The organism is Bacteroides oleiciplenus YIT 12058, from assembly GCF_000315485.1.
GTDB lineage: Bacteria > Bacteroidota > Bacteroidia > Bacteroidales > Bacteroidaceae > Bacteroides > Bacteroides oleiciplenus.
Genome location: NZ_JH992940.1, coordinates 1,495,419 through 1,498,875 on the forward strand (window position 1 = coordinate 1,495,419; position 3,457 = coordinate 1,498,875).

Annotated in this window: 3 protein-coding genes; all 3 read right to left on the reverse strand. The window is 53.4% G+C overall.

Annotation, left to right across the window (positions count from 1 at the left end; all coding sequences use genetic code 11):
- Window positions 1–382: 382 nt before the first annotated feature.
- The 3 genes from HMPREF9447_RS06505 to HMPREF9447_RS27435 are packed head-to-tail and all read right to left on the reverse strand — an operon-like array spanning window position 383 to window position 3,098.
- Complete coding sequence (locus HMPREF9447_RS06505) at window positions 383–2,161, reverse strand: DUF3987 domain-containing protein (RefSeq protein ID WP_009128904.1); 1,779 nt, start codon at window positions 2,159–2,161, stop codon at window positions 383–385.
- Window positions 2,162–2,190: 29 nt separating this feature from the next.
- Entirely contained in the window at window positions 2,191–2,754 is a 564-nt protein-coding gene (locus tag HMPREF9447_RS06510; RefSeq protein WP_009128905.1) for a BT4734/BF3469 family protein, read from the reverse strand.
- Window positions 2,751–3,098 (reverse strand): helix-turn-helix domain-containing protein, encoded by a 348-nt coding sequence (locus HMPREF9447_RS27435; protein ID WP_009128906.1) that lies wholly within the window; start codon window positions 3,096–3,098, stop codon window positions 2,751–2,753. The genes HMPREF9447_RS06510 and HMPREF9447_RS27435 overlap by 4 nt, the downstream gene beginning before the upstream one ends.
- Window positions 3,099–3,457 lie beyond the last annotated feature (359 nt).

The window sequence follows — 3,457 nt, forward strand, 5'->3', positions numbered from 1 at the left end:
TATTGTTATCAAAGCAAAGATATAAAATCCTTTTTATACAATATGTCAAAGAACACTTGATTCTTACTTTTTACACAACCTCCCGGGAGGAGGAGGGGAATTAAGATAGTCCGCCTAATTAATTGAGATACTCAGTAAATCATCATTTCATTCAAAACCCTGCAGAAATGAGTAAGAATTAGGTACGGTCACCCTGCTGTGTATCCGGTGCGTAGCATTTCCATAGCACCTTCGTAACGCCTCCATAGTATCTCCGTAGCATCTCCGTACCAACTCCGTAGCAAGTCCGTAGCAGCTCCGTGCCTATAGACTACGGAGATACTACGGACCTGGTACGGACCGGACACGGTCCAGATACGGAGCGGACACTATTCAGACCGAATCACTTTCCCGTTTTTCCATACGCATCATGGTCCAACTTCTGCAAACGCCCCTGATTGCACAGTTCAATGATGTAGCGGTCGGCCGTACGGGCAGGGATTCCCTCGGTGCGCGCCACGTTCTGGTAACCCGCGCGATTGAAAGACTCCGGCAATCCCTCAAATAACTGAAGCAACCGACGTTCGCGCTGATCGCCTTCGGCGACGGTGGCCCGGCGGGGTGCAGACTTGGTATCGGCCTGCAATCCTTCATATGCCAGTCCCGTATGATGCAGCAACACCTCCATCATCAGGAGCGTGGTGTGAAAATCATCATCACGGCAACAAAGAGTGGCCGGCAACGGGGTGTCTCCCTCATAGTCCATCAGTCGCAGTGAAGAGAACACCATGCAGATGCGGTAAGCCGTCAGTCCCAGGCGACGTACAGAAGCCAGCATGTCGGAACCAAAACACTGGAGTCCCTGCTGCTGCATAGAGTTGAAAAAACGGTTGAACTCCACCTGTTGTGTGGCGGTGAGCGTGAAGCGCAGGGGGGCTGTTTTCTTCAAACGTAAATAGAATTGAAAGAAACGGCCTCCCAACCGAAGGAAACAACTGTCCAGCGTATCCTCCCCGTTGCAGGCAAACACATCGTTCCATACCGGGCGCAGGGGCAGGCTGTAGAAGAGGAAGCGGGAAAAAAGCCCGTTCTCGGCATCAGGGATGAGCGCCCCTATCTGGCGAGGCGTTCCGCTGAGCAGCACCGAAAGGCGGGGCATGGAGATTTCTACATATTCGCGATCCTTCCGGCGATTGTAGGCGATGGTCTCGTGATGGAAGGCCTTGCGCAGGCCGTCACTGTAGTTGCCGTGCTCGCTGCGGAAAGTGGTGGTCAGCGTGTCGCCTTCAGTCTCAAACATCAGGGCTTGTCCTTCGTTGTCGTTCAACGTCTGGAAGAGGGCTGTGGCGCTACTGTTGGCAGGAATAAAAAGCATCCTGACGGGCGGTTGGCAGGGTTCGTCACCGCCCTCCTTGCGTTTGCTCTTTTCGTAGAGGGACTTCTCACGGCGATATTCCTCCCACTCGCGGACGTTCTGCCGGCGCAGGTCGGCATGCACCACATCCACCAGATGACGGCACAGCGTCAGCCGCCCCTTACCCGCCGAGGCCTGTGCCCCGACAAACAGGTAGAGGTTGGGGTAGACTTGCCGCTGCCCATAGATGCCCGAAATTTGCGTCAGGCAAGAGGAAAGCACCGTGAGGGCACCCAGCAACAGCATGTCCGTGTCTTCGGCCGAAATGCCGTAAGAGCAGACATCGGAGAGCAGGCGGGGCATGGAGGCGTAGATTTCATCGGGGAAAGTGGGGAAATCATCGCCCGGAGGCGTCCGATCCGCTCCGGCAACAGGGGATATTGCCACGTCCTTCGCTTTTGGCAATGTGGCAATATGGCAATTTGGCAACGGACGGGTATTGATATCCACTCCCGCCAGCTTTGCCTGGTGGAAGAAGGTGTTCAGCGTGATGCCATGTCCGCGCGAGTGCAGGCAAGCTGTGTACTGTTTGTCGGTTTCAGCGGACTGGTATCCGCTATAAAAACGGCTCAGGCGATGATAGAAGGTACGCCCCTCCTCGCCCAGCCCCTGAGCCAGCGCAAAGCCCAGGTCGCGCCAGTCATTATAAGTTGAAGTGAGATCGAGACTTGCTGTTTCAATGCGTGAAATGACGATTTCCACCTCGTCACGGGGAGTGAGGGTGGTGTCACGACGCCACTCACCCAGGTTAAATTTCTGTTTTGACATGAGAAAATTTATTGTTTATGATTTATAATTCAGTACATCAGCACATCCGGATCCCAAGGCAGATAGCAGGCACGTGCAATGTCGCGCCCTGAAGGGTCGGTTTCCACCCCATAATTGCGCGACACGTAGTAGGACAAGACTTCGAACCAGTCGGCATGCGTGCCCTGCCCCAGGTCGATGGGAACCACCCACTTCAGACCGTCACCACCCGGACTCCGGAAAAGCAGGGCCGTATCTACCGAAGCATCGTGCGCCAAAGCATAGCGCAACCCGTAAACACCTTGCAAATGCCCGCCACCCTGCCACTGACTGATATGGTCGAAGTCAAGGCAGAGCAGTCCGCTATGCGCCAACAGGGCATCTTCGCGCCGACGGCTGAACTCTCCGCTAAAGGTGGCATAATCGAAGTTTCTCGACTTGAAGCGTTGCACATCGCGCTGCGTGACTCGTTCTTCTTGTATCAGGCGGCGCAGCTCTTCGGTAGCGGCACGATAATAGTCGCCCCGGATGACATTGTAGATTTGCTCTATCCCCACCGTCTTATGGGGTACGACATTACTGACGGGAGCCAGAAAGAAGCTGAAGCGTTTCATCTGTCACCCCCTTCCCTGTCATCGGTGGCAGGATGCTCGTCCTCCTTGCCCCATGCACTGAGCTTGTACATCACATAGTTGTTTCGCAACAGGTCATCAATCTCCTGAATGCGATAGAAGTATTTCTTACCCAAAACGGTGTACCCCAAGGTTCCGTTGTCACGCAAGTTTTGCAGGGTACGCTGGCTGATGTGTAACGCGTCCATCACCTCTTGTCCGTCCACCCAGCCCCGGGCAATCTCTGGACGGGCTTTCACTCCGGCACGCTCCAGCAAACGCGCCAGACTGAGCAGATGATCGCGCACCTGCTCCAGTTGCTCTGAAAATAGTAGATTCTGTATCATATCTTTTTTCCTTTGGTTCGGAGGCAAAGAAAAAAGAGTTTGAAATGACGTGAGCTTGACGAAAAATATCGTCAGAGTTGAAAGTAGAGTAAGCTGCCGGGAGGTTCATTTCAAAACTGTAGGGGGTATGAATCAAATGATGATTTACTGAGTATCTTCATAAATAAGGCGGACTATCTCAACTCCCCTCCTCCAGTTGGAGGAGGGGTGCCCTTTAGGGCGGGGTGGTAGGTGAGAAAGAAATCCTTAGTCTTGTGATTTATAGGTACTTTATTGTTTCACCTACCACCTCCCCCCGTTGGGGTACTCCTCCTCCCGGGAGGTTGTGTAAAAAGTAAGAATCAAGTGTTCTTTGACAT

Bases quoted from the DNA above. Each gene is read 5' to 3' on its own strand.
- HMPREF9447_RS06505 (WP_009128904.1), bottom strand. From the start codon at position 2,161: ATGTCAAAACAGAAATTTAACCTGGGTGAGTGGCGTCGTGACACCACC.
- HMPREF9447_RS06510 (WP_009128905.1), bottom strand. From the start codon at position 2,754: ATGAAACGCTTCAGCTTCTTTCTGGCTCCCGTCAGTAATGTCGTACCC.
- HMPREF9447_RS27435 (WP_009128906.1), bottom strand. From the start codon at position 3,098: ATGATACAGAATCTACTATTTTCAGAGCAACTGGAGCAGGTGCGCGAT.